The 2,441-nt window shown below is 61.9% G+C and carries 1 protein-coding gene; it reads right to left on the bottom strand.

The window, feature by feature from the left end:
- Positions 1 to 88: 88 nt before the first annotated feature.
- Positions 89 to 2,257 carry a S9 family peptidase gene (locus VFO93_RS17655; protein WP_325135703.1) on the bottom strand — a complete coding sequence of 723 codons (2,169 nt, stop codon included), beginning with the start codon at positions 2,255 to 2,257 and terminating at the stop codon, positions 89 to 91.
- Positions 2,258 to 2,441 lie beyond the last annotated feature (184 nt).

The following is a 2,441-nucleotide window of genomic DNA, read 5'->3' as shown; positions in this document are numbered from 1 at the left end:
CTGTTTTTGTCGCCCTATCGTGAAGGCGTCAGGCTCCCCCTCTTTTTTGGAGAGGGGGCCGGGGGGTGAGGTTCCCCCGGTTGAACACCTACCGCCCGCCGGGCGGGCAGTTTTCCTTCAAAAACTTGGTGTACGTAGCGGCCAGGTGCTTGCTGGTGCCCTCGCCTTCCGAGATGCCGTGCGTGCGGTTGGGATACGCCATCATCTGGAAGGTTTTGCCGTGTTTGATAAGCTCGTTTATCATCTGCTCGGCATTGTTGTAGTGCACGTTATCATCGCCGGTGCCGTGGATGAGCAGCAGGTTGCCGCGCAGGTTTTTGGCGTGGGCCAGCGGCGAGTTGTCAACGAAGTAGTGCCGGTCCTCGGGCAGCAAACCCATGTAGCGCTCCTGGTAGATGTTGTCGTAGTTGAGCTGATTATCAACGGCGGCAATCGAAATGCCCGTTTTGTAAATTTGTGGGTACTGCATCAGCAGGCTCAGCGTGCTGGAGCCGCCGCCGCTCCAGCCCCACACGGCCACGCGGCTGGTGTCCACGTAGGCATTTTTGAGCACTTCCTTCGCGCCCATCGCCTGGTCGCGGATGTTCAAAGCGCCGATGTTGTGGTAGATGGCCTTGCGGAACTCACGGCCGCGCGGGGCGGGCGCGCCCCGGTTTTCGAGCGAGGCGTAGATGTAGCCATCATCAGCCATGCTGCCCTGGTAGAGGCGGTTGAAGCCCGTGCCGAAGCGGTCAACCACCGTTTGGCTGGCCGGCTCGCCGTAGACCATGAACACGATAGGGTATTTTTTGGCGGGGTCAAAGTTGGTGGGCTTCACCATCCAGCCGTCGAGCGTCACGCCATCCGTGGTTTTTACCTGGAAAAACTCAGTTTTGGGCAGCTTCATTTTGGCGGCCTGGGCGGGCACCTCGCCGCCGTGCAGGCGCTGGTGGGCGGGCAGGCTTACCACATCCGACACCGGGAAGGCGCTGGCGCTGGAGTAGTCGTGCAGCGCGATTTTGCCGTTGGGCGAGATGTCGTAGCCGTTGGTGCCGCTGAGGTTGGGGGGCGTCACGCGCTCGGCTTTGCCGCCTTTCAGGGCCACTTTGTAGAGATAGCGCTGGGTGGCGTTGGTGGGCGAGGCCAGGAAGTAAATCGTGCCGGCTTTTTCGTCGATGTTTTCGATGCTCACCACGTCGTAGCTGCCGGGCGTCAGCAACTGCTCTTTGCCGCTGCGGTCTACTTTGTAGAGGTGGCGCCAGCCGTCTTTTTCGCTGCTCCACACAAAGCTTTTGCCGCCTTCTATCCAGTTCCAGCCCACGGCCCCGTCTTTGGCATCAATCCACGCCTTGTCGGTTTCGCTGTAAATGGGCTTCACCGCGCCGGTGGCGGTGGTGCAGAGCATGAGTTTACTCTCGTTCTGGCGGCGGTTTAATTGCTGCAAAATCAGCTCGTTGGCCCCGGCCCACTCCATGCGCGGGATGTAGTGCTGCACGGCATCGCCGGGCACGTTCATCCACTTGGTTTCGCCGCCGGTGGCGGCTACCACGCCCACGCGGCAGCGGCTCGGGTCTTCGCCCACCACGGGGTACTCCACGGGCACGGTGAAGGGGTAGAGCTTCTCCGTGGTGTTCAACATCAGGTAGTTGGGCGTCTTGCGGGCGTCGAGCTGCCAGTAGGCCAGGCTACGGCCATCGGGGCTCCAGCGGAAGCCGTCGCGGCAATCCAGCTCCTCCTCGTACACCCAGTCGAAGGTGCCGTTGATGAGCTTGTCGGTGCCGTCGCTGGTGAGTTGCGTGATGCGCCCGTCGGCCAGGTTTTCGACGTACAGGTTGTGCTCGCTCACGTAGGCCACGCGGGTGCCGTCGGGCGAGAACTTGGCGAACATCAGCGACGACTCGGGGCGGCCCTTGCCGAGCTGCGTCAGCTTGTTGGTGAGGGTGTTATACACCCAATAGTCGCCGCGCGTGTCGTAGCGCCACACGCGCTTGGTGTTGGTGTTGAGCAGCGCCAGCTTGCCATCGTCGGAGAGGGCGAAGCGGCGCACCTTCAGCGGCTCGCCCTGGCCGGCGGGCGTGAGCTGCTGCTTGCTGAGCAGCGTGCGCGACTTGCCGGCCTGCCGGGCGTCGAGCTCCACTATCTCGTCCTGCTTTACCTGAAAGTAGCCGTAGCCGTCTTTGGTCCACTGGGTGCCGGGGCCAAACTGCGCCCAGGCGGCGCTGGCCAGCAGCGAAAAAGCCGCTACTAAGCCCGCGCGGCGGGCAACGTGTTGAGTCATGCGAAAAACTAAAAAGAAGATGGTTGTGCGGGGCTGAAATTACGCCGCCATGGGCGAAAGAGGGCTTTTCGGGCAAAAAGCTGCACGCTTGGATGGGGGTATTTTGAGGGTGCTGAAACCACCCGCCCGTCATGCTGAGCGCAGCGCAGCGGAGTCGAAGCATCTCGATCGGTGAACTAACTCC

The sequence above is a fragment of the Hymenobacter sp. genome, from assembly GCF_035709525.1.
In the GTDB taxonomy this organism is placed as follows: Bacteria; Bacteroidota; Bacteroidia; order Cytophagales; family Hymenobacteraceae; genus Hymenobacter.
The sequence above is the reverse complement of the archived record's forward strand: the minus strand, read 5'-3'. Positions and strand labels throughout refer to the sequence as shown.